The sequence below is a fragment of the Hydrogenophaga sp. genome, assembly GCF_018780385.1.
Classification (GTDB): domain Bacteria; phylum Pseudomonadota; class Gammaproteobacteria; order Burkholderiales; family Burkholderiaceae_C; genus Hydrogenophaga.
Map to the genome: position 1 here is coordinate 1 of NZ_JADMJO010000151.1, position 24,204 is coordinate 24,204.

Consider the following 24,204-nt stretch of genomic DNA (forward strand, 5'->3'; position numbering starts at 1 on the left):
CGCCAGTGCTAGCTTTTCGTACCGTCACTTATTGCACTGAAAACGAGGAGACCCCGAACAGCGCCTCGCGCCACTCCGCCGTTTCGCCGGGATCGGGGTCGGCAGAGGCGGGGTCGATGAAATGCAACTGCTTTGAAACGTCGTTTATGGGGTTCTCCTGATCGAAGCACTGTAGGCCGGTAGCCCGGGCAGTTGTTGTCTTTCTGCGTCCTCGTAGCGCAAATTGACAGCATAAAATGCTGCCTATATGAAAACTAACAGCACAAATGATCTTGACAGCACCGATTTGAAGATTCTGAAAGAACTTCAGGAAGACGCCAGCCTGTCCAACGTGGAGCTGGCCAAGCGCGTGCACCTCTCGCCCTCGCCCTGCCTGGCGCGGGTGCGCGCGCTGGAAGCGCGCGGTCTCATTCGCCAATATGTAGCGCTGCTCGATGCCAAACAACTTGGGCTGCACCTCAACGTGTTCATTTGTATCAGCCTCAAGCAGCAAAGTCTCGAGGCATTGGAAGAGTTTGAAGAGCGCATCCGCATCCGGGATGAGGTTATGGAGTGTTACCTGATGACGGGCGACGCAGACTACCTGCTGCGCGTGGCAGTTGCGGACATGGCGATCTCTTCCGCCAAGCGCTTTTCTGCAACTGTCCGAACGTGTTTCAACACCCGGATGTCTTGTCCGTCGACGCCAAGCAGGCGGCCCGGCTGTGCGCGGCGAAGCAGCGCGAGCAACGCATTGCCCAGGCGCTGGCGCGCCTGCCCGAGCTGCAAGCGGCCAAGCGGCGCAACGGCGACAAGGCCGAAAACGCGCGCGCCAGCACCACAGATGTGGATGCCACCAACATGAAGATAGCCGACGGGGGTTTCCGTCCTGCCTACAACGTGCAGTTTGCGACCGACTGCGCCAGTCAGGTGATCGTGGGGGGTGGATGTCACTACGGCGGGCAGTGACATGGGGCAAATGAGCCCGATGGTCGAACAGGTCGAGCAGCGCCTGGGGCGCGCTCCCGAGCAGTGGCTGGTGGACGGGGGCTTCCCCCCCACGCGCAAATCGATGCGGTGGCCGGCAAGACCGAGGTCTATGCGCCGGTGCCTCGGGTAAAGGCGCCCAAGGGCAAGGATAAAGACGGCGGGGACCCACCCGCGCCAGGCAGCGAGTTCGAGCCCAAGGCGGGCTACAGCGAGGCCGTGGCGCACTGGCGCCAGCGAATGAACACAGACGCTGCACGGCAGATCTACAAGGAGCGCGCGGCCACGGCCGAATGCGTGAACGCACAGGCGCGCAACCGGGGCCTGCAGCGCTTGCCGGTATGCGGACTGGCCAAGGTGCTCGATGTGACCAAGCTCTGCGCTCTGGCCCACAACCTGATGCGCCTGGCGGCACTGGCACCGCAATTGATCGGCTGGGGCACAGGTGCGTCCGAAACGAGCGCAAGCACCGCGTGAGGAGTATGCAATGAGCGAAATGCGGCCTGCAAAGGCCTACGAGGTCGATTTGGAACTCATCGCACGCGTCTCCAACCACAAACCGGTCGTTGCGCCGACGACAACCGCGCCACCGACCATGCCCGTTCATTCGACATCAGCCTGGAAGCGAAAGCTTCTCAGCCTCTGAGCGCAAGCACACACGCGCCTTAGGCTCGGGACCTCAGCTCACTTCGTCTCAGGAATCACCGACCCGTCGAACGACAGCTTGCGCCGCAGCACGATCGGCTTGCCGCCCGTGCGCAATTTGCTCATCCAGTGCGACAACGCCGAGTCCAGGTAGTCGGCGTGACCGGGGAACCACTTGGCCAGCTCCCGCGCGAAATCGCGCACCGTGAAGAAGTCGCCCTGCACCAGGCGCTCCTTCACTTCCTCCAGCGATTTCAGCACAGCCGCATGCTCGTCGATGTGGCAGTCGCGCGGCGGGAAGTCGGTTTCCACCATCCAGCGGTCTTCGGTGCTGAAGTGATCGCGCAGGTGCTTTTCCACCTCGGCGAAGCAGGCAGCGATTCGGGTGTCATCGGACCCGATCAAGGCAGAGACCACCGCGACGAATTCGCGGTGGGTGTCGTCCATGGGGCCGTAGCCCAAGAGGAATGCGTCGCTCCAGATCAGCGGGTTTTCAGCGGCTTCGTGGCCCTGTGAAAGTCGGGTGTTCATGGCGGTAGAAGATACACCCTCCCGGGCTTCCGCTGGGCTTTAGTCCGACTTCAGGCTGGCGGCCTTGCCGGCTTTCGCCATCAACTCGTTCTCCCGGATGATCACGCGGCCGTACGCTTCGGGGGTCGAGCCCACCGGCTCGATCCCCGAGCCCTCGAAGGTCTTCACCACCTCCGGCATCTTGACGACCTCGGCAATGTCTTTGCTGATGCGGTCGATCGCGGCTTGCGGCGTTCCGGCGGTGGCGAGCACGCCCACGACCACCGAGAAGTCGAACCCCGGCACCGTTTCCGCGATGGCGGGAATGTCCGGCGCTTGCGGCGAACCCGTGGGCTCGTTGCTGGCCAACAGCCGCACCTGGTTGCTCTTGATGAAGCCCATGACCGAGGGCAGCGCCGCCACAGAAAAGTCCACCTGCCCACCCACCAGCGCTGGCGTGGACTGGCCCGATCCCCGGTAGGGCACGTGGCGCAGGTTCAGGTTCAACGCGACCTTCAGCGCTTCCATCGTCAGGTGGTGCGTGCTACCGATGCCGGACGACGCATAGGTGAATTCATCCGGCTTGCTTTTGACCAGGCTCACGAATTCGGCAAACGTGTGCACACCGGTTTTCGGGTGCGCCACCACGAACAGCGGCGAGCGCGCGATCAGCGACACCGGCAGGATGTCCTTGCCCGTCTGGTAGGTGGCCGATTTGTTCATCAGGGGGGTGATGGAGAGCATGGAGCCGTCCGACACGATGAAGGCATGCCCGTCGCCGGGCGTGCTTTGCAGCAAGGTCTGGTACGCCACCACACCGTTGCCGCCCGGCCGGTTGTCCACCACCACCGACTGCCCCATGCGCTCCCCCAGGTGCTTCGCCACCACGCGGGCCACCGTGTCCGGAAGACCGCCCGCTGCATACGGCACGATGAACTTCACGGGCTTGGACGGGTAGGCCTGCTGGGCCCATGACGCGGCGGGCGCGAAGCACAAAGCCAGTGCGGCGGTGGCGAGGATTCTGCGGTTCATGTGTGTCTCCAGTGTTGTGGGGTTCGGGTCCACGCCGGTCGTGAGCAGGATTCATGACGCCGGCAGACACATCACGAATCGGTGGGCGGTGCTCATTTGAGGTCCGCTCTTGAAATTTACTTAGATGGCTAAGATAATTCATTCTTGCAAACTGCATACGCCTTGTCAACGTTGAAAACCCTTCACCCGCCGACCACCTCCAAGGACAACGCATGGCCCCCGATCCCACCTTCATGAAGCTCGCCGTGGCGCGTGCCGAGCCCGCTGCGCGCGGCATACAACGCTTCGAGCTGACGGCGCCCGACGGCGGTGAACTGCCACCCTTCACGGCGGGCGCGCACATCCGCATCCAGACGCCGTTGGGCGTGACGCGCCAGTACTCGCTGAGCAACCACCCGGACGAACGGCACCGCTACGTCATCGCGGTCAAACGGGAGCACGACGGCCGCGGTGGGTCGATGAGCCTGGTGGATGGTGTGCAGGCGGGGCAAACCGTCGACGTAGGCCTGCCCGAGAACCTGTTCGAACTCGATGCGAAAGCGCGCAGCTTCGCGTTGATCGCCGGCGGCATCGGCATCACGCCGATGATGGCGATGGCGCGCCAGCTGTCGTCCGAAGGCGATCGACCGTTCAAGCTCTATTACCTGACGCGCGACGCGGAGGGCACGGCGTTTCTGCAAGACATCCACGACAGCGATTTCGCGTCCAGTGTGGTCGTGCACCACGACCAGGGCGACCCGTCGAATGGATTCGATCTGTGGCCGGTGCTGGAAAAACCCGGCGCCGCCGCCGGGCGCCATGTGTACTGCTGCGGACCGAAAGCGCTCATGGATGCGGTGCGCGACATGACCGGCCACTGGCCGAGCAGCAGCGTGCACTTCGAGAGCTTTGGTGGCGACACCAAACCGCACGCGGACGATCAGGCCTTCTCGGTGCAGCTCGAGAAAGACGGTCGGTCCTTCGTGGTGCCGGTGGGCAAGTCCATCCTTGACACGCTGCGGGCCGAAGGTGTGCACGTGCCGAGCTCCTGCGAAAGCGGCACCTGCGGTTCGTGCAAGACGCGTTTGCTCGGCGGCGAGGCCGACCACCGCGACCTGGTGCTGCTCGACGAAGAGAAGGGCGACCACATCATGGTGTGCGTGTCGCGCGCGAAGTCGCCCTGTCTGGTGCTCGACCTGTGAGCGAGGCTCCTATCCGACTCGGGGTGCTCGGCCTGGGCCGTGCCTTCACGCTGATGTTGCCGACCTTTCTGAACGACAGGCGCGTGCAACTCGTGGCCGCTTTCGACCCGCGTGCAAGTGCCTGCGCGCAGTTCGAGCAAACCTTCGGCGGCATCGCGCGCGGCTCGCCCGAGGCCTTGTGCGCGGACCCGTTGGTGGAGTGGATCTACATCGCCACACCGCACCAGATGCACGCGGAACACGTGGCCTTGGCGGCGCGGCACGGCAAAGGTGTGCTGGTGGAAAAACCCATGGCGATCGCACTCGACGATTGCACGCAGATGATGGCCGCGTGCGACAGCGCGAACGTGCCCTTGATCGTAGGCCACAGCCACAGCTTCAACGCCCCGGTGTTGCTCGCGCGGCGCCTGATCGACTCGGGTGCCTTCGGCGACGTGCGCCTGGTGCATGCCATGCAGTACACCGACTTTCTCTACCGGCCTCGCCGCCCGGAGGAGCTGGACACCGCCCGCGGTGGCGGGGTGGTGTTCAGCCAGGCGGCACACCAGATCGACATCGTGCGGCTGCTTGCCGGCGGGCTCACCACGCAAGTGCGGGCGAGCACGGGCGCATGGGACGCGTCCCGGCCCACCGAGGGCGCGTTCAGCGCGCTGCTCAACTTTGCGAATGGCGCTTTCGCCAGCGTCACCTACAACGGCTACGGCTTGTACGACACCGATGCGCTCATGGACGGCATCGGCGAGATGGGCTTGCCGAAAGACCCCGATGCGCACCACCAGACGCGCGCGCGTTTGGCCTCGGTGATCGACGAAGCACAGGAAGCCGCGTTGAAGGCCGAGCGCAACTTCGGCGGCAGCCTCTTCGTGCCCCCGCCGCCGCGCGTGCCGGATGCCGCGCAACATTTCGGGCCGGTGATCGTGAGCTGCGAGCGGGGCGATCTGCGCCTGACGCCGCATGGGGTGGCGGTGGTCGACGCCCAGGGGCGGCGCTTCGTCGCCGCCGATATTCCGCAAGTGCCGCGTGCCGAGGTGATCGACGAGCTGTGGCGCGTGGCGCGCGAAGGTGCCCAGCCGCTGCATGGCGGGGCCTGGTCCAGGGCCACACTCGAGGTCTGCCTGGCCATTCTCGAGTCGGGCCGGCGGGCGGTGGATATCATGCCCACTCTTCAAGTCGCTTACCGCCCACCTCCAGAACCCGATGCGTGACGCCCACCCCACCCAGCATCTGTTGCGCCATTGGCGCGAAGCCGTTCCGCAAGACCGCCTGGCGCACCTGGTGCGCGACGTGGCACGCGCGCAGATGCGGGCGTTGCAGGTGCGCCTGAACGCGCACGGCGTCTCCTTCGGCCATTGGACCTTTCTGCGGATTCTCTGGATTCAGGACGGCTTGACGCAGCGCGAACTGAGCGATCTCGCCGGCGTGATGGAGCCCACCACCTTCAGTGCCGTGCGGGCGATGGAGGGCATGGGGCTGATCGAACGGCGCCAGCTCGAAGGCAACCGCAAGAACGTGCACGTGTTCCTCTCCGAAGAGGGGCGCGCGCTCGAAAAGGTGCTTGTGCCTTTGGCCGAAGACGTCAACCGCGTCAGCGTGCGCGGCATCCCGGACCGCTCGGTGGCCATCGTGCGCAAAAGCCTGTTGCAGATCATTCAGAACCTGGCCGACGAAGAATCCAGTCCGAGCGCGCAGGAGCCCGCCGTCAAATAGCGTAGCTCTCGTACGTGGCGGGATGGAAGATCCCGTCGGTCGACAGCGCACGGCTGGACAAACCCTGGGCATTGTGGTGGCGCAGGAAGGTGTCGATGGTGGCGCGGTTGCGCTCGACACCGTAAGACCAGTAGTCCTCGCCCATGGTCTCGCGCGCGGCCTTGAGCTGCTCTTCGACAAAGGGCAAGGTGACCTTGGTGGCCGAGGTGTCGGACAGTGCGTCGAGCGCGGCGACCTTGGCCTGCGAGAACGCCTTGAACACCGCGCCCGGCAACCACGGGTGCTGCTCGGCCAGGGTCTTGCGCACACCCACCACGTGCATGATCGGGAAGATGCCGGTGCGGCGGAAATAGTCTTTCGCGACCGAGGTCGGGTCGTCGAACAGCCAGCCCACATTCGGGTTCGCCATGGCCTGCGCGCTGGGCGGGCGTGGCGCCATGAAACCGTCGATGTCGCCGCGGTCCAGCAGCTCGGAGATCGTCACGCCATCGGGCGCGCTCTCCAGCTTCACGCCTGCGGGCAGGTTCAACGCGATCTTCTCGGGCCGACCCGGCGTCTCGATGCCGCCGCGCACCCAGGTCACATCTTCGGGCGCTACGCCGTAGTCGTCCTGCAGCAGCGCGCGCGCCCACACATTCGCGCTCAGCTGGTATTCGGGCAGACCGATGCGTTTGCCCTTCAAGTCTTCGGGCTTGTGGATGCGGTCTTTGCGCACATAGATCGAGGTGTGGCGGAACGCGCGCGAGAGGAACACCGGCACCGCGACGTAAGGGCAGTCGCCTTTGGCGGTCTTCACCGCGTAGCTGGAGAACGAGAGCTCGGAGATGTCGAATTCCTGGCTGCGCATGGCGCGGAAAAACATCTCCTCGGGGTACAGGTTCATGTAGACCGGGTCGACACCATCGATCTGCACGCGCCCGTCCAGCAGGGCGCGTGTGCGGTCGTAGTCGCCCATGGCGATGGAGAGTTGCAGTTTGGACATGGGTTCTCTCAGGCCTTGACGGAATAGGAAGGTTCGAGCTCGGGGCGGTTCTCATCGGGGCCCCACACATAGGTGGTTTCGTGCTCGCGCCAGTCGGTGGTTTTGGGGATCACCGCCTGGAACGAGCAGACCGAGGGCGGAATGGCGTTGTCGCCCGCGCCGATGGCGGGGCCGCCGTGCTGGAACGCGCGCACGGCCTCCAGCATCTGCTTGCGAAACTCCACCACTGCCATGTCGCTCGCGCCCAGTCGATCGTGGGTGCGGTCGGCGATCGGCCCCATGGTGAGCCACATCGCCACGTCCTGGTTGGGAAAGCCGGTGATGCCGGTGAAGTTGCCGGCCTTCATGGCCTCGCGGTCTTGCCAGAAACGGTTCTCTTCGGTGCGCAAGGGGCGGTAGTAGGCGTCGAGGTCCACACCCACCGTTTGCCGCAGAAACTTGCGCCAGGTTTCGGTCTCGGGTGTGCTCGCCGGGTGGCCCCACGCCAGGAAGTAGAAGGCGGTGGTGGTGTCGTCCATCGGCACATTCACGTTGGCCACGTTGTAGAGATTGTTCGGTGGAATCAGCACCGTGATGGGCGCGGAGAACACCGTGGAGCGCACGTACTCGTGCGTGGCCGCGTTTTGGATCGGGCGGCGAATGGCGGCATAACGAAAGCCGTAGGCGCCGCGCTGCACCTGCATGCGCGGCGCCTTGTCGGTCGACGGCCGCAGCCAGGTCTTGTCGGTGGCCTCTGCGCCGCCCACGCGTGCGGGAACCATGTCGGACGAATGCAGGCTGGAGCTGTGCGCGGAGTCGATCGCGCCTTCAAGAATCTGCGCCCAGTTGCAAGGCAGCACCACCTTGGCAATGGACACGCGCGTGTCGGCGGTGGGCGCCCAGGGCGGCGGCACGAAAGCCGGTACCGCGTCCGCCGAACCGAACCACGCCCACACCATGCCGCCCCATTCCTTGACGGGATAGGCCTTGTGTTTCACCTTCTCGGCAAAGCCGCTGGCAGCGGGCTCCGACACCATCTCCAGCACGGTGCCGGCCACGTCCATCTTCCAGCCGTGGTACAGGCAACGCAGACCGCCTTCTTCGTTGCGCCCGTAGACCAACGACACCCGGCGGTGCGGGCACTTTTCGTCGAGCACGCCCACGTTGCCATCGGTATCGCGGAACACCACCAGGTCTTCGCCCAACACGCGCGCTTTCACCGGCGTGCCATCGGGCTCGGCGACTTCTTCGATCAGGCACACCGGCGTCCAGTGGCGCCGCATGAGCTGGCCCATGGGAGCGTTGCCGACAACGCGGCATAGCAGGTCGTTTTCTTCGGGTGTGATCATGAATGGGACCTCTGTACGTTGAGCTGCACGATGGCGGTCGAGCAACATCGGAAGTATGTTTAGATATCTAAGTATATGGCCGAGGCGACAAGAATGACAAGTGAGTGCTCAGACGGCTCACGGGTTTTGTGACAGCGCGGTGAACGAACGCGACGCCTGCGATTCATCTCACGCGGAAGGTCGATCAAGAGGTGATCAACCTCCGTTGGGGGTCGTCGGCGCATGGCGGCCACTCCCCAAGGAAAAAAGAAAAAATGCGGGAAAACCCTTGCATCGCGACCGCGTTGGACTGCACGCGAAGACAAGCGCAACTGCACGAAACGGCAAGAACGAAAACGGTGTCAAACCTACAGTTGATCGTTCTACTTCCGCCCATTCCAAGGACTCGCCCCATGAAACTTAGTGACTTGAAGAACGCCAGGTGGACACTCGATCATCCTGAGTTGGGGACTGGTCCGGTGTCCATCGAACCCTATCGATCGCCGGAATACTTCCAGAAGATGCGAGACAAGGTGTTCAAGCAGACGTGGATTTCCACGGGTAAGCGCGTCGACGAAATTCCCAATGCGGGCGACTACTTCGTCGAGAACATTGACATCACCAGCAATTCGATCGTCATCACGCGTGCCCTGGATGGGGTGGTTCGGGGGTTTCACAACGTCTGCCTGCACCGCGGCACCCAATTGGTTTTCCAGAACTACGGCAATGTGCGCGGTCGCTTCACTTGCATCTACCACGGCTGGTCGTACAGCCTGGATGGCAAGAACATACTGAAGACCGAACAGGACATGTTCTTCCATCCAGAGACGATCGAGGCAGATCTGATTCCTGTCGCCGTTGATGTGTGGAAGGGCTTCATCTTCGTCAACCTCGATCCGAAGCCTGCGGAGAGCCTGCGGGAGTACTTGGGCGAAGAGCTGCTGGGTCTTTACGACGCCTATCCGTTCGAACAGACCACCGTTCAGCTGTCCTACCGCGCCGATCTGGAATGCAGCTGGCCGGTGCTCAGAGATTCTCAGCTCGATGGATACCACCTCAAGTATCTGCACAAGCGGTCGGCGCCGGGGTTCATGGAAAGCGGGGACGATCCGTCGCGCCATGCCTGGGATTTCAAGCTATTGGGAAGACACAGTTCCGGAAGCTTCTTCGGCAACCGCGCGCGCATCAGTGCAGATCTGTCCAAGGTCGCGCCTGTGACGTCGCTGGCGAGCCGCCTGGGCCAGACCATCGCCACGAACACGGCAGCCAATGTGCCGGTGGACAAATGGGCCAAGGGCGTGAACCCCACGCGCAGCGAAAACTGGTTTTTCGACTACCTGTACATCTTCCCGAACATGCACGTGGTCTTTCTCGGCCAGAGTGCCTACATCGTCCACAAGATGATGCCGGGAAAGGCGCACAACACCTCGAGCTGGAATGCGCGCTACTTCGGGCCACCGGTGCAGGCCGACGATCTGGTGTCGAAGTGGACCAGCGAATACATGAAGTACAGCTTGCGAGATCTGTGGCGTGAAGACGGCAACACCACCATCGGTGCACAACGCTCCATCGATTCTGGTGTGTTCCGACGCATGTATCTGCAGGATCAGGAAGTGCTCATCCGGCATGCCGACAAGACCCTCAACGACTACGTCAACTTCTGATGACCTCCGAAAGGGGCTACACCGATATGCAAACCGTCCAACATCTGCCGTCCCAGTTCAGCGAGCTGGAACAGTTTCTACCCTGGGCATTGGCCACCGAAGCCCTTCGCCTTGAGAGGCGCGAAAAGTCAACGCTGGAGGACATTCGGACGTTCTACGGCGCAGTCCTCTCGCGCATCGAGGAAGTCATTGAACATTTCCGTCAGGCGGACACGTCTGCCAAAGGTGGCAAAGGCATCGCGGAAGAAACGAACAACCTCTACACCCTGATGTTGGCCTTTGCCGACGCATCGCTGTCCATCGAGCTGCACAAGAGCCATACCGTGCCAGACGGCATGGCGTGGGATGTCTGGCAGCCCGAGCACGACTCAGCGGACTGGCAGGCCAAGCCAAAGATCCGATTGCAGCCGGTGACTCCGTAAGGCGCAAGCCACCCATTGACCACTCTTCTCGCCTTTTTTCAACCACCGTCACTTGGAGACCTTATGACCCCCACCGAAGTTGTCCGCGCCTTTGTCAAGGCGCACAACGCACACGATCTCGCCACCATGGCCACTTACCTGTCTGACGACAGCACGATGATCGATGTCGCCTCGCCCATTCCTCTCGGCAGCAAAGCCGATGTGTTGAAGTTGTTTTCGATGATATTTGCCGCCATTCCAGACATCCACTTTGAAGTCACGGGAATGATCTCCGAAGGACATAAGGCGTTTTCTGCACTGCGCACGACCGGCAACGGAAAGGGCCTCTGGATGGGCCGAGACATTACGGGAAAGCGTTGCGACGTGTTCGAGGGCATGTTCGTCGACATTCAGAACGACCAGATCAAGACCTGCATGTTCTACAGCGACACCGCGACCCTTTCGCGCCAGCTCGCAGACTACGCGCCTGCGCTCGACATGAAGTCCGATACGCCCAACATCATGTAATGCGACCAGGAGCACCTGCGGGTGCTCCTGGTCGCTTGCTCCGAAGAAGATTCCAGAACATGTCACAAGCCGAGATCTGCGAGATCTACGTCTGCAACAACATTGATTGCAAGAATCGAGGTGCGGATCGCGTCATCGAGGCGCTCCGCGATGAGTTCCATTCGTCTGAATCGCCGGCCATTCGGATCCATACCTACATGTGCTTCTCTGCGTGCAACAGTGGACCGAATGTGGTTATTCCCAACCGCCGTTGCTGGCTCACCGCGGTGAGTCCAGAAGATGTGTCAGTGGTTCGCGACGTGGTTTCAGGTGCGAACCCACCACAGCATCTGCAGCAGAAAAACGACCCCCAACTGGAGGCGTTGATCTTCGGCATCATGGATGCAGGCCTCTTGTGCCCATCGGAGGACGCTTGACTCCGAACGTGTCGAACGTGTCAAGTTTCGTGGGCGGTGCGCAAGTCCAGGCGAATGGCATTCGACAGCACTTTCTCCGCTACTCCCCAAAGACCGAGGAGGCACCCACGTTGGTGGTTATGCCTGGCATCACCAGCCCTGCCGTGACATGGGGCTTTGTTGCCGAGAGACTCGGTCGGCGGTACGACACGTATGTCCTCGATTTCCGGGGGCGTGGTCTTTCGTCTTCGGGAACGGGCCTCGACTACTCCATCGACACCCTTGCAGATGATCTCAACGAATTTCTCCGTGTGCGCTCGTTGCAGACGTCGATCCTGATGGGTCACTCCATGGGTGCGCGCGTCATTGCAAGAATGCTGGCGAAAGGCACTGCGATGCCTCCTGGCCTGGTGCTTATCGATCCACCCATGAGTGGCCCGGGACGCCCGAAGTATCCCTATGAACTCTCCTCCTATCTGGAGGCGATTGCGTGGGCGCAGCGCGGCTGTAGCGCTGAAGATTTGCGCGGGGCGCTGCCGACGTGGTCGCACGAACATCGTGCGCTTCGCGCGGAGTGGCTTCATACCTGTGATCCACGCGCGGTGACTGCGGCACACGACGCCTTCCATGCCGAGTGCATTCTCCAGGACGTCCCTCACTTGAGGGCACCCACACTTTTGATGACCGCCGAACACGGCGGCGTCGTTTCAGCAGAGGACGTCGAACGCATTCACGATTCGAGTGAATGTGTGCAACACGTTCGGATTCCCGATGCGGGGCACATGATTCCTTGGGACAACGTCTCGGCGTTTCATGCCGCACTCGATCCCTTTCTCTCCACACATTCGAAAGGCACCCTATGGCCGTGAGCGATTTCCAGATGCTGCAAGCATGGAAAGCAGTCCTCCATCTGAGTCAACTGCAAACCGGACAATCCGTAACGATTCTGAGTGGCGGGCACACCCATCCACAGACCTTGCGCACGGCGTCACTGGCTGTGCAGGAGGCGGGCGCGACCGTCACACACATCGAGCTGCCGCCCATCAACGCAGAGAAGTCGCTTAGCCGAGACCCGTTCGGATACCTCGGGGAAACGCCACTGAGCGGAAATCCCCCCGCCATCGCCGCCCTCATGGCGAGCGACCTGGTTCTGGATCTGATGGGGCTGCTGTTCTCGCCCGAGCAACTCCAGGTGTTGCAATCGGGAACCAAAATTCTCCTGGCCATGGAGCCTCCGGAGATTCTGGTCAGAACCATCCCCACGCTGCACGACCGCCAGAGGGTTCTGGCCGCCACCGATCGGCTGCGCCGTGCGAAAACGATGCATGTCACTTCCAAGGCGGGAACGAGCGCCACATTTGAACTCGGTGAGTACCCGACGTTCAGCGAGTACGGCTTCGTGGACGAGCCCGGGCGCTGGGACAACTGGCCCAGTGGGTTTGTCTTCACCTTTGCCAACGAGGGGCGCAGCTCGGGCACCTTGGTGCTGGACAAGGGGGACATCCTCTTGCCACAGAAGACGTATATGACAGACCGCGTCGTCATGCACGTGCAGGACGGCTACGTCAGGCAGATCGAAGGAGGCGTCGATGCCGAGATGCTGCTCGAGTTCATGAACGGATTCAACGACCCAGAGGCATTTGCCATGTCACACGTGGGATGGGGCCTCCAGCCGCGGTGTCACTGGTCCACCCTGTCGCTGTACGACCGCGAACAAACCATTGGTATGGATGCGCGCGCCTACGAAGGAAACTTCCTGTTTTCCCTCGGTCCAAACAGCGAAGCAGGGGGCACCCGTACCACACCCTGTCACCTGGATATTCCGTTACGCAATTGCACCGTGGCAATCGACGGCGAGGTGGTGGTTCGTGACGGGAAAGTGCTTGAGGCAGGGACGTGATGCCCGACGGCGACATCTATTCAAAGCAAGGCTTCGGCACGGCACTCCAGCCGGCGGCGCCGTTCGGGTTGCTGATCGTCGACTTTGTGAACGCCTTTGCGGATCCAGCCCAGTTCGGCGGTGGCAACATTGCCCAGGCGATCGACGGGACCAAAACCTTGCTTGCTCGAGCTCGCCAGAAAAAATGGCCCATCGTCCACACGCGTATCGTCTTTGACGACGCTGCAGCCGACGCCAATGTCTTTGCGATGAAGGTCCCGGGCGTCTTGAAGTTGAACGAATCGTGTCGGGAGAGCCAGATCGTGAGCGCACTGACCCCCGAGCCGGGTGAACTGGTGGTGCGCAAGACAGTGCCTTCCGCGTTCTTTGGTACCTCGCTGGCGCCGTGGTTGGCCCAGCGTGGCGTGCGATCCCTCCTGGTGGCGGGCGCCACAACCAGCGGATGCGTTCGCGCCAGTGTGGTGGATGCCATGTCATGGGGGTATCGCCCCATCGTCGTCCCCGAATGTGTTGGCGATCGATCGATCGACGCTCACAATGCAAGTCTGTTTGACATGAACCAGAAGTATGCGGCTCTGATGCCCGCGACGGAGGCGCTGTTGCTATCCTGAGGGTCCCTTCCGGCCCGGAGGGCCATTGGTAAATCGTTCTATTTCGGTACTGCGATCATGAATAAGCGATTTTCAACCGACAGCGTGCAACCCTCCCTGGGCGGGAGCTATTGGCGCCATGCCATTTCCGAAGCCCTCTTCAACTTGCAGATCACACTCCCAAGCCCGCACACGTTTCGTGGCGAACTGGTTCAGAGCGATCTGTCGAACGGCTCCCTTTCAAGATTGACCTCGGGTGCGCTAAGCAGCCGGCGCTTGAAGGAACATTGCGACCTGGAAGACCGGCAAGTCCTTCTCACATTGCCTGTTCAAGGGACTGTGGAATTTACGCAGTTCGGACGCACCACACGGTGCGGCCCGGGGCAATTCGTTCTCGAAATGAGCGAAGAGCCCTACGAGTTTGGTTACGGAGACGGTAGTGAAATGCTGGTGTGGAAGTTGCCCGCCTCCACTTTGCGAGCGCATGTGGGCGACCCCCGTCGTTTCTCCGCCCGGCAATATGACGTCAACTCGGGCATAGGCCAGGTCTTCAACGACTATCTCAAACTGGTAGCTCGCCAGGTCGAGCAAAACGCGAACCCGCATTTGCGCGCCTTGATGGATGCCCATCTGGTCGAACTGCTTGCCTTGACGCTTCAGCAACACCCGGACGCGTTGCAGTCTCAGCAGTCAAGTATTCGGGATGCGCACCTGGCGCGCATCGAGGCTTATGTGCAGCAGCATCTCTCCGACCCGAATCTGACGCCGACCCAGATTTCGAAGGCCTGCCGCATTTCCTTGCGCTATCTTCACTCGCTGTTTCGAGAAACCGGAACTCCCGTGTCTCAATGGATTCGCGAATTGCGCCTCCAGCTTGCACACGAGTCGCTCAGGCGCGCGACCAAGCCGGGTTACATCGCCACCGTCGCTTATGACTGCGGGTTCAACGACCATCCGAAGTTCACACACGCCTTTCGCAAGAAGTACGGCTACACCCCGAGCGACTTGCTGCGCAATGTACGCGCAGACAGCAGCGGCCCGAACTGATCGACCTTCCGGTAACACGACCTCCAGCGCGTCAGCGGAGTGCCGGTCGAGCACCAGCCTATAGACGCCACTTCCTCCAACGACAAATCAAAGTGCACGCATGGGCCAAGCCCGTGGGGTACTTCCACGTAAAGTGGGCAGAGTCGCTGGGTGACCCACTTCGTGCGTAACACGCACCACCTGCTCCGGTGTGGGTCTGTCGATGTAACTCTCCATCCAGACAATGATCAACCTATTCGACCGCCGTGTTCTGGCAGCTGCATCGCTTCACGATACAACCCAAAAACACCTTTTTTTTCCCGCCTATGCGCATGCGCAGACCATGGCCGCAGAGGTCTTCCTGGACGAGGTTCAGGCGGCAGGCCTCTGTGGCAAAGGGGGCGCCAATTTTTCCAGCGCACGCAAGATGCAGCTGTTCAGGGAACAGGCGGAGCCCACCAAGCACCTTGTGATCAATGGTGGCGAACATGAGCCAGGGTCGGCCAAAGACGACTGGTTGTTGACCCATCACGCCGACACCGTTTTGGATGGCGCGCTTTGCCTGGCGCACCTGCTGGGTGCCACGCATGTCTGGGTGGCCATCAATGCGCGAGGCACCGCCGCCCAAGACGCCGTCACCAGTGCCTTGAACCACATCACGCGGGAAATGCACCCGTTGCCCGTCGTTCGCATCGTCACTGTTCCGGACGAGTATGTGGCGGGCGAAGAAACGGCTCTTCTGCAGTCCTTGTCGGGTCGCCCGGCGATGCCGGTTCGCCGACCGCCTTTTCCGATCGAACGGGGTCACGACGACAAGCCCACGCTCGTGCACAACGTCGAGACTGTGGCCCACCTGCCGTACCTGATATTGCATGGCGCACAGGCATACCGGCAGTTGGGAATCGCGCGAAAGGGGGTGACGCTGTGCACCTTCGGAGATGAATTCGTTCATAGCGGGGTGCGCCTCGTCCCGCTGGGTATCGACATCCATGCGCTGTTGCAAGTGCATGGGGGCGGACTGCGTTCGGGGCGCACCATCCGGGCGGTGCAGCCCGGGGGGCCTGCCTCCGGATTTCTACACCGCGAACAGTTCGATGTGCTGTTCGAAGCACCTTCTCTCATGCGGGCCGGTTCGTCCCTTGGTTGCGCCGCGATCAGCGGATTCTCCGAGGACGATGACATGGTCTCTGTCACACGCAGCCGCACAGACTTCTTCGAAAAATCATCGTGTGGGCAGTGCCCGCAATGTCGCATGCAGACCCGGATGCTCGCGGCCATCGTTCGCCAGGTGGAAGCGGGCAAGGGAAGCGCCAAGTTGTTGGGGCAAATCCCCTTGATCATCCAGGCCAATGCCGCCCACGGCATCTGCGGTTTGATTCGCATGCCGGTCGCACCAGTCGAGTCGTTGCTGCGGCATTTCAAGACAGACATCGATCGACATCTACCGGCCGAGTCCGCGTAACCCCGTTCCCGTCGCATCTCAGCGACAGCATGTGCGCTGCGCGAGACCGTCTGCATTGCACGGGTTCGAAATTGTTTGTGCACGCAACGGCAAGACCGCGCGCATGTGGCCTCGTATCCTGCGGCATCAGCAAACAACTGCGACGTCCAATAGGAACCCACGACATGACAAGACTCACCCTGAACGGCAAGCCCGTCCATATTGAAGGCGTGCCCGACGATGCACCACTCCTCTGGGTGATTCGAGAGAATTTCAAACTGCCGGGGACCAAGTTTGGTTGTGGGCTCGGACAGTGCGGCGCATGCACGGTGCATCTCAACGGGAAAGCCATTCGCTCGTGCATCACGCCCATCAGCGCGGCTGCAGATCAGTCCGTCACCACCATTGAAGGACTGGATGCCCAACACCAACACCCGTTGCAACGTGCGTGGGTCGCAGAACAGGTGCCGCAGTGTGGCTACTGCCAATCCGGCCAGATCATGCAGGCCGCTGCGCTGTTGAAGCGCACACCCAAGCCGAGCGACGCGCAGATCGTCGAGGCGATGGATGGCAACCTCTGCCGCTGCGGCACCTACCAACGCATCAAGCGTGCGATTCGCCGTGCGTCGGAGCTGAAAGCATGAGCATGGACATTGCACCTTCCATCGAGAGCACGCCGCTGTCACGCCGGCAGTTCCTCATACGATCCAGCACCGTGAGCTGCAGTGTCGCGTTCGCGCTGACAGGCGCTGCGCGTACCGCCGTGGCCGCTGCCACGCAGGATGCAGCAACGACTGGAAAGATCAGCCCCAACATCTGGGTCAACATCCACGAAGATGGTGTGATCGAAATCGTCTGCCCCGCCGTGGAACTCGGACAGGGCGCTCACACCGCTCTGCCGCGTTTCGTGGCCGAAGAGATGGACGCCGATTGGGGTGCCGTGCGGGTTTTGCAGGCGTCCGCGAACGACAAGTTGTATGGCAACCCGCTGGCATGGAACACGCAGATCACCGCCGCTTCCCGCACCACGAACGGCTACTTCGATGTGCTTCGCGTGGCCGGTGCTCAGGCTCGGTACATCTTGCTCCACACCGCCGCCGGGAAATGGAGGGTTCCGTTTGCCGAGTTGAGTTCGCGCAAGAGCGTTGTGCTGCACGCGAAGTCGGGTCGACGCATCACGTATGGCGAACTCGTCGGGTCGATCCAAATGCCCGCTTCGCTGCCTCATTTCTTCGCACCGGGTGAAGCCCCGCAGCCAGCCGATGACTACTTCGGTGAGGCACCCCTGTCCATCGTGGCGCCGGACCCTAAGCGGAAGGATTCGATACGGCTCAAGCGGAAGTATCAGTACCAATTGATCGGCGTGGACACGCCCCGCCCCGACATCCCCGACAAGACCACGGGCAAGGCGTCGTACGGGATGGACGTTCAACTCCCCGGCATGCTCCACGCCATGGTGGAAACCGGCCCCGTCTTCGGGATGGCGCCGGAGGAGGTGGATGAAGCCCAGGCCCTCCAGGTGCCCGGCATCGTCCGCGTGCTTCGACTTCCCTATGGCGTGGCGGTCGTTGGCGACAACCTGATCGCCGTTCGAATCGCGCGGAGAAAGCTCCAAGTCCAGTGGGCGCCGCTCCCTGAAAAACAGGGCTATGGCAGCGACGCTGTTCTACAAGAATTCAGCGAGCTGGCACGAGAGACCAAAGGGACTGCCGTTCGCGCCTGGTCACAAGGCGATGCATCGGCGACCGAAAGCGCATTGGCCGCTGGCGCTCGTTCGAGCGTCGAGCGATTCGAGATGACCTCGGACCTTGTGTACCAGAGCCCGATCGAGCCGCAGAACGCGACCATCCGTCCTTCCGCCGACGGCAAATCGGCCGAGGCGTGGGTGGGTACGCAGTGGCCGACGGTAGAGCAGGGTTTTGCCGCCAGCATTCTGGGCATTCCCCCGGATCAACTGAAGATGCACCTGCCTTATGTGGGAGGAGGATTCGGACGCCGCCTGGAGCCTGGCGCCATGGTGGACGCAGCGCACATCGTTCGGGCCGTGGGGAAAACCGTCAAGGTCCTGTGGACCCGCGAGGACGATATCAAACGGAACCCGTTTCGGCAGGCTCTGGCCTGCCGCATCGAAGCGGCGGTGGACGAGAAGAGTGGGCAGATCTCGGCCATGCGTCATACGGTCGTTGCAGACTCGTGGCTCGCGCGCTTGTTCCCCCAGTACTTTGGCGCGTATCAGCAGACCGATCCCGGCAACTGGATCGGAGGGAGGGTCGCCTACGACATCCCATTGCAGGTCATCGACGCGGTCACTCCCCGCCGCAGCGTCGACGTCTGCTACATGCGCGGAATAGGCGTTGCACAGGTCAAGTTCGCGCAGGAATCGCTGATGGACCGGCTGGCGAACCAGCGCAAGGTCGACCCCATCGAATTCCGCGTGCGACATCTGAAAAAAGAGCCGCGTGCCGTGGCGGTTTTGAATGAAGTTGCGCGGATGTCCAACTGGCGCCGACGCCGTCAGACGCTGTCGGATCGGTCCACCGCGCTCGGCGTTGCTTACACGCCGTACTCCAATGCGCACGTGGCACTCGTCAGCGAGGTTTCGCTGAACAGCCAGACCGGTGAAATTCGGGTGCTGCGGGTGTGGTGCGCCCTCGACATTGGATTGGTCGCTCAGCCGGACATCGTGAAATCGCAGATGGAGGGCGGCATCGTCCAAGGGCTCAGCGTTGCGTTGATGGAGCGGGTCACGGTGGAACGTGGCGTCGTTCAACAGACGAATTTCCACAACTACCCCATCCTGCGTATGAGTCAAATGCCGGATATTGCGGTGACGATTCTCGCTACCGAACACCCCATGACCGGTGTTGCCGAGCTCGGCTTGCTACAGATCGCCCCTGCCATCAACAACGCCGTGGCGCATCTCACGGGCACCCATCTCACCCGCCTTCCCATGTTGCCCGCACAGGTGCTGGCGGCGATTAAGTCCCCTTGACGTCGCAGCGGTACCGCAAGCCGACGCCGGAAGTGACGAGCCCCTTTTCTCTTTTGATTGCAATTCACCATGACCATCCGACTCAGCAACGCGATCCTTGCATACGCCCTTGGTATCCTGTTGACCTTGTCGATGACCTCTGCGCTGGCCACGGAGGGCGGAGGATCGACCGCGAGTCTCGGTGCTGAAAACTTCTTGACCGGCGCAGCACCACCGCCGGGCTTCTATGTACTGGAGTACATCAACCACTACCGCGCCAACCGTCTTAACTACCTTGCGGGCGATGCCGCCGTGCCGGGATCTGCCGGGCATGGCCGCCCACATCAACCAGCCGAGCCACCCGGCCACCGTGTCGTGGGAAGAGGCGCAGGCGTTCATCCAGCGGCTCAATCAAAAGGAAAGTCGCACACACTACCGACTTCCCACCGAGGCCGAATGGGAGTACGCCGCGCGCGCTGGCACGACCACTGCGTATTCGTTCGGCGACGACGCACGGCAACTTCCACTTCATGCCTGGTTCGGTGAAGGCTTCACAGCAGGCTCGACCCACCCGGTGGGTCAGAAGCTGCCCAACCCCCTGGGGCCTGCACGACGTACATGGCAACGTGTGGGAGTGGGTGCAGGACTGGTACGGTGACCGTTACCCTGGCGCGGCCGCCGTGGTGGATCCACAGGGCCCGGCGAGTGGATCGAATCGCGTCGTGCGCGGCGGCAGCTGGCACCAAACGGCCGACAGCTGGCGTTCGGCCGTGCGCAAGCCGTACGCGCCGAACTACCGAGGCATCAGCATTGGTTTCCGCGTCGCGAAGACCGTCGACTGAAAGAAGTACCGCGATGACCGAACAGACCCGCCCCGTTCACCTGCGCCAATGGGCAAGCCTGATCGCAGCTGCAAGCGCTTCTGCGTTGACGCCGCCCAGATCATCATGGGCGCAGAGGGCCCGCGTTGAACAAGCGCCGCGCCGCCGGCTCGTGGCGTATTTCTCTCGCACAGGCCAGAACCGGCAGGTCGCCAGTGGTGGTCTATACACACCCGACGGCGGCCAACTGCTGCGGCATTCTGCAGAAGAATGTGCAGGGCGTCATGGTGGAGTTAGGCACCAATACCACGCGCACCATTGCGTCCGTTCTTTTCGACGGGAATGCGCAGCGGTTCCGCTGCATCCGATGGATTTTTTCGCATGCCGGCGGCACGATGGCGTTCCTGATCGAGCGCTTCGTGCGGCATCCCCTGCTGGCGCGCAACGTGGCGCCCAACTTCCCCAATGGCGTGCTCCCCGAACTGCAGCGCTTCTGGTACGACACGGCCCAGACGGCGAACGCTGCCGCGATGTCCGAGCTGACCCAAGTGGTTCCCCTGGAACAGATCGTGTTCGGAACGGACCACCCCTACCGAACCAGCTTTGACCACCTCCAGGGCGTGCGGAGTTCAGGGGTATTTACCGCGTCGCAATTACAGATGATCGAGCGGCCCAGTCCGCTGCGGCTGTTTCCTCAACTGCGCGGCTGACCTCCATGCCACATGTGCCACGGTCTTCACTGCTGCTTGAGGTGCTGCGCCGCGATGTAGCCAAAGGTCATACAAGGTCCGATCGCGGCCCCTCCGCCCACGTAATTCCCGCCCATCACATGGGACATGTCATTGCCCACCGCGTAAAGGCCGGGGATAGGTTCGCCATCTGAACGAAGCACCTGTGCATGTTCGTTCGTGTCCACACCGGAGAATGTTCCCAGTTCGCCCATGTGGGCTTCCCCCAGTTTCCCGGACACATCCAATGACATGATGTGTTCAGGAGATAGGCATGACAAGAACCCGAAGGAGCTTCACGGACGAGTTCAAACGTGAAGCAGTGAAGCTGTGCAAGCAGCCAGGCGCCACCGTGACGCACATTGCACGGGACCTGGGTATTCAGACCAGCGTGCTCAGACGTTGGGTCACCCAGGAGCGTGGCGGGGTGTTGGACCTCAGGCCGAATCGGCCGTTGCGCAGTGAGGCCGCCACTGAGGTGGAGCGGTTGCAACGCGAACTGCGCCGCGTGACCACGGAGCGCGACATCCTAAAAAAAGCGCTCGGCTACTTTGCCAAGGACCCGCAGTGAAGTACGGCTTCATCGCGCGGCATCGTAGTGTCTGGCCCACCCGCACCATGTGCCGGGTTCTGGCGGTCTCCCACAGCGGCTTCTACGAATGGATGGACAGAGCGCCGAGCCAGCGCAGTCAGGACGACGCCAGGCTCACCCGCCTCATCCGGGAGTGCTTCGAGCTTAGCGACCGAACCTACGGCAGTCCACGCGTCTGGCACGACCTTTGAGCGCTGGGCGAGAGTTGCTGGATGAACCGGGTCATCCGGCTGATGCACCTGGCCAAGCTGCAAGCCCGCCACAAGCGACGCAGGCTACCTGGCGATACGGGCAGCAGGCTTGAGAACCACATCGCGCCCAATCACTTGCAACGCGACTTCGAGGCCAGTGGACCAAACCAGAAGTGGGTGTCACCGCCGGATGAATACTCCCCGTATTGGCCGGTTGAATTTTCCCCAGTTTGAAGCTTGAACAGGCAGCGGGCCGAGGCCCGCTGCCTGTTCGTCCACTTGACCGACCATTGGCTCCCGACCGTCGTGGAGCTGGAGGCCAGGTGCTCAATCTGAAGGGACTGATGATGATTTTGGAGCTACACCGGCAGGGACTGGCGATCTCCGTGATTGCCCAGAGAACCGGGCATGACCGCAAGACCGTTCGCAAATACATCCAGCGCGGACTTGCCGCTCCCAAGTACAAGCCCAGAGCCGCTCGCACTGGCGCTCTCGACGATTTCCGTAGCTACTTGCAGGAACGACTACAGGCCTGGCCCGAGTTGACCGGCTCCCGGCTGCTGCGTGAGATCCGGGTGTTGCGTATTTCGGTCGCTGATGGACACTCAGTTCGGTTTCTCTTGGACAGCGGGAACGGTGGGAACTGGACACCTGGTTCGGCTCCCTTGGACACGCGCAGTTTGCTACCAGTTGGCATCGATTCTGCGGCTCCCAGTTGCCATGTAGGTTGTCAGGGTAGATGTGCGGCCGCCAAGAGTTCAGCGTTCGGCGGCCAAAACGGCCAATGCTCGCACGGCTCAGCTCGGCCATCGGTCGCAGACGTCAACATAGCGCATACGCGCTCAATATCTGGTGAGTGATCCGAGCTGCGTCACCGCCAAGGGTAGTCTGCTAACAGTTTCCCAGCCAATACAAACATGGATATGAAGACTAGGATGTCCAATCCCTGCCAAACACGTGGGTTCCGGAACATTGGAGCAGCGAGGCGTGAGCCTACCGTCAACGCGATGAACCATAGGAATGAAGCCACCACCGCCCCACTTGCAAAGAAAAATTTATCCGCTCCAATTTTGATTGCACTTATTGACCCGATGACCAATACTGTATCAAGCCAGGCAAAAGGTGAAAGAAGCGAATGAAAAATTGCGCCCTTAACAACATAAGCGCGCGTCATTGGGGCATGAATAACACCCAGTTCACCAACCGATGTTTGCCCAAGATATGCCGACTGCAAAGCTCGAATACCAAAATAAATCAAATAAAGAATGCTTACGGTCATTGTCAGCACCATAACCCAACGATTCGCAGTGATGACCGCCCCGAGTCCAACCACGCCTAACATAATTAACATCGCATCCGAGAGAGCACAGATCAACACCAAAACAACTGCATTGCTTCCGGCAAGATTGTTTTTGATTACAAAAGTATCCTTGGGTCCAAGCGCTATCAACAGACCTGCTCCAAGAATGAATCCCTCGATAAGTTGCAGGTTTAACACATTAGTCTCGGTAAAAAGTGGAGAGGGCGAAGGCCCTCTCCAAATGCATTAGATCAAGGGGGTGTTTCCGAAAGCGCGGTGACTTTCATCAGCGAATGCGGCAACGTTGATAGGGTTCTTTCCCAACAATGTGGTGTACGAGCGCTGGAGATCTGGGATGGCAAAGTACACCAACGACTTGCGTGCAAGTTCCATCTTCGGGTTTCGAACTGCGTGATACATGGTGGGAATTTGCCCATCAGAAAGTAATGTCAACAAAGAGCCTGTGATGACGATGACTTCATCGTCTGCCAAGTGCACAGGGACTTCCCTGTCGTTGAGAAAAATGACCAGTCCATCGCGAGTTGGTTTGATCAACGTGATGAGATGGCCGTCTTCATGCCTGTCTTGCAAATAGGTGCGGTCGTCCTCTTGGTATTTGCGCTCGTACATACACAGTTGTACGTAGGAGCTATCACGAATAGTCACTTGCTCCTCATTGCGGAAAAAATCCCACAAACCTGTGACGATGCTCTGAGTTAAACACGAAAGTTCGACTTCACTATTCACTATGTTTTGGTATGCGGGCGTGTGAATAAACGGGTGCCCTGCATGAAGCGCTCGGTGGTGGTGCCAGTAGCAAAAACGATCGCAAAGGTCGACGTTATCTGTGTACTTAGCGTGCTCCCCACCTTTGGGCAGAAAGCCGTCTGTTCGATCAGGAAAACAAAAGTCAGCTTGCACGTCCTCCGGAACTCGCGAAATCTCATCCAAAGCGGACCACACAGCCTTTTGAGCCGATGTCGTCATTTTTACGATGGCATAGCCATGCGTGATCAAAGAAAGTACGGTAACGCGCAGGTGATCACTATGCGCATTTCTAACAACCATCTTCTCGTGCGTGACAGCAGAAAAAGTAGTAACAGAACTCATTTTCAGACTCCCTGAAACCGGCAGAATTGCCGTCCGTCATGACATCACCAAGCCATGACTCTTTCGTGTCCAACGTCATGCGTGTATGGATGACAAGGCCGTTTTGCGTCCCGTCTTTCATCACATTTGGGGAACGTACGCGGTCACGCTGCGCTGCACATTGGGGTCTCCTCGTTTTCAGTGCAATAAGTGACGGTACGCAAAGCTAGCACTGGC

General features: G+C 61.0%; 26 protein-coding genes and 2 pseudogenes. 21 read left to right on the top strand and 7 right to left on the bottom strand.

Features of this window, described 5'->3' with window-relative positions:
- Positions 1-247 precede the first annotated feature (247 nt).
- A pseudogene (locus IV113_RS25190) lies at positions 248-613 on the top strand (Lrp/AsnC family transcriptional regulator); the annotation flags it as partial.
- Between the two features lie 74 nt (positions 614-687).
- Positions 688-1,443, top strand: a pseudogene (locus IV113_RS25195) (transposase); the annotation flags it as partial.
- A gap of 207 nt (positions 1,444-1,650) precedes the next feature.
- Here IV113_RS25195 and IV113_RS25200 read toward each other — a convergent pair.
- Positions 1,651-2,142, bottom strand: coding sequence for a hemerythrin domain-containing protein (locus IV113_RS25200; protein WP_068675517.1), 492 nt, complete (start codon positions 2,140-2,142; stop codon positions 1,651-1,653).
- A 39-nt stretch (positions 2,143-2,181) separates the two neighbouring features.
- Positions 2,182-3,153: a tripartite tricarboxylate transporter substrate binding protein gene (locus IV113_RS25205; protein ID WP_068675519.1), complete on the bottom strand. Its 972-nt coding sequence runs from the start codon at positions 3,151-3,153 to the stop codon at positions 2,182-2,184.
- A 212-nt stretch (positions 3,154-3,365) separates the two neighbouring features.
- On the opposite strand from IV113_RS25205, the gene IV113_RS25210 reads away from it, so the two are divergent.
- Genes IV113_RS25210 through IV113_RS25220 form a run of 3 tightly spaced genes read left to right on the top strand, consistent with a single transcriptional unit; the run spans position 3,366 to position 6,041 of the window.
- Entirely contained in the window at positions 3,366-4,334 is a 969-nt protein-coding gene (locus tag IV113_RS25210) for a PDR/VanB family oxidoreductase (RefSeq protein WP_068675521.1), read from the top strand.
- Entirely contained in the window at positions 4,331-5,539 is a 1,209-nt protein-coding gene (locus IV113_RS25215) for a Gfo/Idh/MocA family oxidoreductase (protein WP_068675523.1), read from the top strand. The genes IV113_RS25210 and IV113_RS25215 overlap by 4 nt, the downstream gene beginning before the upstream one ends.
- Positions 5,532-6,041, top strand: coding sequence for a MarR family transcriptional regulator (locus tag IV113_RS25220; RefSeq protein WP_068675525.1), 510 nt, complete (start codon positions 5,532-5,534; stop codon positions 6,039-6,041). Before IV113_RS25215 ends, IV113_RS25220 begins: the two co-directional genes overlap by 8 nt.
- Here the strand turns inward: IV113_RS25220 and IV113_RS25225 are convergent.
- Together IV113_RS25225 and IV113_RS25230 are read right to left on the bottom strand one after the other, a co-directional pair.
- Positions 6,034-7,023 carry a PhnD/SsuA/transferrin family substrate-binding protein gene (locus IV113_RS25225; RefSeq protein WP_068675527.1) on the bottom strand — a complete coding sequence of 330 codons (990 nt, stop codon included), beginning with the start codon at positions 7,021-7,023 and terminating at the stop codon, positions 6,034-6,036. The genes IV113_RS25220 and IV113_RS25225 overlap by 8 nt on opposite strands.
- Before the next feature lie 8 nt (positions 7,024-7,031).
- Entirely contained in the window at positions 7,032-8,351 is a 1,320-nt protein-coding gene (locus IV113_RS25230) for a Rieske 2Fe-2S domain-containing protein (protein ID WP_068675529.1), read from the bottom strand.
- 392 nt (positions 8,352-8,743) lie between these two features.
- Between IV113_RS25230 and IV113_RS25235 the strand changes: the two genes are divergently transcribed.
- From IV113_RS25235 to IV113_RS25300, 14 genes are all read left to right on the top strand, one after another.
- Entirely contained in the window at positions 8,744-9,994 is a 1,251-nt protein-coding gene (locus IV113_RS25235) for an SRPBCC family protein (protein ID WP_162487222.1), read from the top strand.
- 26 nt (positions 9,995-10,020) lie between these two features.
- The gene (locus IV113_RS25240; protein WP_146039573.1) at positions 10,021-10,416 is read left to right on the top strand and encodes a hypothetical protein; all 396 of its coding nucleotides are present in this window, start codon (positions 10,021-10,023) and stop codon (positions 10,414-10,416) included.
- A 63-nt stretch (positions 10,417-10,479) separates the two neighbouring features.
- A complete protein-coding gene (locus IV113_RS25245) occupies positions 10,480-10,923 on the top strand; it encodes an ester cyclase (protein ID WP_068675535.1) in 444 nt (147 codons plus the stop codon).
- Positions 10,924-10,982: 59 nt separating this feature from the next.
- Positions 10,983-11,339, top strand: a complete 357-nt coding sequence (locus IV113_RS25250) for a (2Fe-2S) ferredoxin domain-containing protein (protein WP_068675537.1) — start codon at positions 10,983-10,985, stop codon at positions 11,337-11,339.
- The gene (locus IV113_RS25255) at positions 11,336-12,187 is read left to right on the top strand and encodes an alpha/beta hydrolase (RefSeq protein ID WP_269475655.1); all 852 of its coding nucleotides are present in this window, start codon (positions 11,336-11,338) and stop codon (positions 12,185-12,187) included. Before IV113_RS25250 ends, IV113_RS25255 begins: the two co-directional genes overlap by 4 nt.
- Positions 12,178-13,218 carry a 2,5-dihydroxypyridine 5,6-dioxygenase gene (locus tag IV113_RS25260; RefSeq protein WP_068675539.1) on the top strand — a complete coding sequence of 347 codons (1,041 nt, stop codon included), beginning with the start codon at positions 12,178-12,180 and terminating at the stop codon, positions 13,216-13,218. Before IV113_RS25255 ends, IV113_RS25260 begins: the two co-directional genes overlap by 10 nt.
- Positions 13,215-13,829 carry an isochorismatase family protein gene (locus IV113_RS25265; RefSeq protein WP_102905973.1) on the top strand — a complete coding sequence of 205 codons (615 nt, stop codon included), beginning with the start codon at positions 13,215-13,217 and terminating at the stop codon, positions 13,827-13,829. The genes IV113_RS25260 and IV113_RS25265 overlap by 4 nt, the downstream gene beginning before the upstream one ends.
- 57 nt (positions 13,830-13,886) lie before the next feature.
- Positions 13,887-14,855, top strand: a complete 969-nt coding sequence (locus IV113_RS25270; protein ID WP_068675543.1) for a helix-turn-helix domain-containing protein — start codon at positions 13,887-13,889, stop codon at positions 14,853-14,855.
- 223 nt (positions 14,856-15,078) lie between these two features.
- A complete protein-coding gene (locus tag IV113_RS25275) occupies positions 15,079-16,296 on the top strand; it encodes an NADH-ubiquinone oxidoreductase-F iron-sulfur binding region domain-containing protein (protein WP_083944219.1) in 1,218 nt (405 codons plus the stop codon).
- A gap of 164 nt (positions 16,297-16,460) precedes the next feature.
- On the top strand, positions 16,461-16,919 hold the full coding sequence (locus IV113_RS25280; protein WP_291091071.1) for a (2Fe-2S)-binding protein: 459 nt from the start codon (positions 16,461-16,463) through the stop codon (positions 16,917-16,919).
- Positions 16,916-19,267, top strand: a complete 2,352-nt coding sequence (locus IV113_RS25285) for a molybdopterin cofactor-binding domain-containing protein (protein WP_083944220.1) — start codon at positions 16,916-16,918, stop codon at positions 19,265-19,267. The genes IV113_RS25280 and IV113_RS25285 overlap by 4 nt, the downstream gene beginning before the upstream one ends.
- Positions 19,268-19,577: 310 nt before the next feature.
- Entirely contained in the window at positions 19,578-19,904 is a 327-nt protein-coding gene (locus IV113_RS25290; protein ID WP_269475656.1) for an SUMF1/EgtB/PvdO family nonheme iron enzyme, read from the top strand.
- Positions 19,789-20,088: an SUMF1/EgtB/PvdO family nonheme iron enzyme gene (locus tag IV113_RS25295; RefSeq protein WP_269475657.1), complete on the top strand. Its 300-nt coding sequence runs from the start codon at positions 19,789-19,791 to the stop codon at positions 20,086-20,088. The genes IV113_RS25290 and IV113_RS25295 overlap by 116 nt, the downstream gene beginning before the upstream one ends.
- A 125-nt stretch (positions 20,089-20,213) precedes the next feature.
- On the top strand, positions 20,214-20,777 hold the full coding sequence (locus IV113_RS25300) for an amidohydrolase family protein (protein WP_146039575.1): 564 nt from the start codon (positions 20,214-20,216) through the stop codon (positions 20,775-20,777).
- Between the two features lie 26 nt (positions 20,778-20,803).
- Here the strand turns inward: IV113_RS25300 and IV113_RS25305 are convergent, their stop codons facing one another.
- A complete protein-coding gene (locus IV113_RS25305; protein WP_068675552.1) occupies positions 20,804-21,049 on the bottom strand; it encodes an FAD-binding protein in 246 nt (81 codons plus the stop codon).
- Between the two features lie 20 nt (positions 21,050-21,069).
- Between IV113_RS25305 and IV113_RS25310 the strand changes: the two genes are divergently transcribed.
- Complete coding sequence (locus IV113_RS25310) at positions 21,070-21,366, top strand: transposase (RefSeq protein ID WP_066273726.1); 297 nt, start codon at positions 21,070-21,072, stop codon at positions 21,364-21,366.
- A gap of 233 nt (positions 21,367-21,599) precedes the next feature.
- Complete coding sequence (locus IV113_RS25315; RefSeq protein WP_146039576.1) at positions 21,600-21,812, top strand: hypothetical protein; 213 nt, start codon at positions 21,600-21,602, stop codon at positions 21,810-21,812.
- Positions 21,813-22,449: 637 nt separating this feature from the next.
- Here IV113_RS25315 and IV113_RS25320 read toward each other — a convergent pair.
- Positions 22,450-23,076, bottom strand: a complete 627-nt coding sequence (locus tag IV113_RS25320; protein ID WP_181357289.1) for a LysE family transporter — start codon at positions 23,074-23,076, stop codon at positions 22,450-22,452.
- Between the two features lie 48 nt (positions 23,077-23,124).
- Entirely contained in the window at positions 23,125-23,988 is an 864-nt protein-coding gene (locus IV113_RS25325) for a 2OG-Fe(II) oxygenase family protein (protein ID WP_291091081.1), read from the bottom strand.
- Between the last annotated feature and the right edge of the window lie 216 nt (positions 23,989-24,204).

What these genes read in the sequence shown, in the direction of transcription:
- IV113_RS25230 (WP_068675529.1), bottom strand. Translation starts at nt 8,351, where the DNA reads ATGATCACACCCGAAGAAAACGACCTGCTATGCCGCGTTGTCGGCAAC.
- IV113_RS25210 (WP_068675521.1), top strand. Translation starts at nt 3,366, where the DNA reads ATGGCCCCCGATCCCACCTTCATGAAGCTCGCCGTGGCGCGTGCCGAG.
- IV113_RS25250 (WP_068675537.1), top strand. Translation starts at nt 10,983, where the DNA reads ATGTCACAAGCCGAGATCTGCGAGATCTACGTCTGCAACAACATTGAT.
- IV113_RS25285 (WP_083944220.1), top strand. Translation starts at nt 16,916, where the DNA reads ATGAGCATGGACATTGCACCTTCCATCGAGAGCACGCCGCTGTCACGC.
- IV113_RS25205 (WP_068675519.1), bottom strand. Translation starts at nt 3,153, where the DNA reads ATGAACCGCAGAATCCTCGCCACCGCCGCACTGGCTTTGTGCTTCGCG.
- IV113_RS25220 (WP_068675525.1), top strand. Translation starts at nt 5,532, where the DNA reads ATGCGTGACGCCCACCCCACCCAGCATCTGTTGCGCCATTGGCGCGAA.
- IV113_RS25235 (WP_162487222.1), top strand. Translation starts at nt 8,744, where the DNA reads ATGAAACTTAGTGACTTGAAGAACGCCAGGTGGACACTCGATCATCCT.
- IV113_RS25245 (WP_068675535.1), top strand. Translation starts at nt 10,480, where the DNA reads ATGACCCCCACCGAAGTTGTCCGCGCCTTTGTCAAGGCGCACAACGCA.
- IV113_RS25240 (WP_146039573.1), top strand. Translation starts at nt 10,021, where the DNA reads ATGCAAACCGTCCAACATCTGCCGTCCCAGTTCAGCGAGCTGGAACAG.
- IV113_RS25290 (WP_269475656.1), top strand. Translation starts at nt 19,578, where the DNA reads ATGGCCGCCCACATCAACCAGCCGAGCCACCCGGCCACCGTGTCGTGG.
- IV113_RS25270 (WP_068675543.1), top strand. Translation starts at nt 13,887, where the DNA reads ATGAATAAGCGATTTTCAACCGACAGCGTGCAACCCTCCCTGGGCGGG.
- IV113_RS25310 (WP_066273726.1), top strand. Translation starts at nt 21,070, where the DNA reads ATGACAAGAACCCGAAGGAGCTTCACGGACGAGTTCAAACGTGAAGCA.
- IV113_RS25325 (WP_291091081.1), bottom strand. Translation starts at nt 23,988, where the DNA reads ATGAGTTCTGTTACTACTTTTTCTGCTGTCACGCACGAGAAGATGGTT.
- IV113_RS25225 (WP_068675527.1), bottom strand. Translation starts at nt 7,023, where the DNA reads ATGTCCAAACTGCAACTCTCCATCGCCATGGGCGACTACGACCGCACA.
- IV113_RS25260 (WP_068675539.1), top strand. Translation starts at nt 12,178, where the DNA reads ATGGCCGTGAGCGATTTCCAGATGCTGCAAGCATGGAAAGCAGTCCTC.
- IV113_RS25200 (WP_068675517.1), bottom strand. Translation starts at nt 2,142, where the DNA reads ATGAACACCCGACTTTCACAGGGCCACGAAGCCGCTGAAAACCCGCTG.
- IV113_RS25280 (WP_291091071.1), top strand. Translation starts at nt 16,461, where the DNA reads ATGACAAGACTCACCCTGAACGGCAAGCCCGTCCATATTGAAGGCGTG.
- IV113_RS25275 (WP_083944219.1), top strand. Translation starts at nt 15,079, where the DNA reads ATGATCAACCTATTCGACCGCCGTGTTCTGGCAGCTGCATCGCTTCAC.
- IV113_RS25305 (WP_068675552.1), bottom strand. Translation starts at nt 21,049, where the DNA reads ATGTCATTGGATGTGTCCGGGAAACTGGGGGAAGCCCACATGGGCGAA.
- IV113_RS25315 (WP_146039576.1), top strand. Translation starts at nt 21,600, where the DNA reads ATGAACCGGGTCATCCGGCTGATGCACCTGGCCAAGCTGCAAGCCCGC.